The following is a 472-nucleotide window of genomic DNA, read 5'->3' as shown; positions in this document are numbered from 1 at the left end:
CGGTCATTCGATGGCGTCGCCTGACACGGGCGCGCTTGCCCCTGGCGCTCCGATTGCAACGGTCGCGCTGCCGACAGAACTCTCTGGCAATGCCCAGCTTGGAAAATCCATCTTCGAAGCCAAATGTGCCGACTGTCACGGGGAAAACGCAGCAGGGCAGAACGGGGTTGCGCCGCCGCTGGTGCATAAGGTCTATGAACCCAGCCACCATTCCGACATGGCCTTTATCCTGGCAGCGCAGAACGGGGTGCGCGCCCATCATTGGCCCTTTGGCAATATGCCTCCGGTCGAGGGGGTCACGCCGGGTGATGTTAAGATGGTCATTGCCTACGTGCGTGAACTGCAACGTGCGAACGGGATCGAGTGATGCTCCTGGGTTCTTGATCTCCAAGGGCAGCAAAATTCAGCATCAACGGAGTATTGATACGATGAAGACAACACCCATTCTGGCAGCAATCGTCATCACCGGCAC

The 472-nt window shown here is 58.3% G+C and carries 1 protein-coding gene; it reads left to right on the top strand.

The genetic code is table 11. From position 1 onward, the window contains the following. Window positions 1–367: cytochrome c (locus C6W91_RS21300; protein ID WP_370571631.1), on the top strand; the 367-nt coding region annotated here is incomplete at its 5' end. Between the last annotated feature and the right edge of the window lie 105 nt (window positions 368–472).

Source organism: Phaeobacter sp. SYSU ZJ3003 (assembly GCF_041300735.1).
In the GTDB taxonomy this organism is placed as follows: domain Bacteria; phylum Pseudomonadota; class Alphaproteobacteria; order Rhodobacterales; family Rhodobacteraceae; genus Phycobacter; species Phycobacter gallaeciensis_A.
Note: the sequence above shows the minus strand (reverse complement) of the source record. Positions and strands in the feature narration are given on the sequence as shown.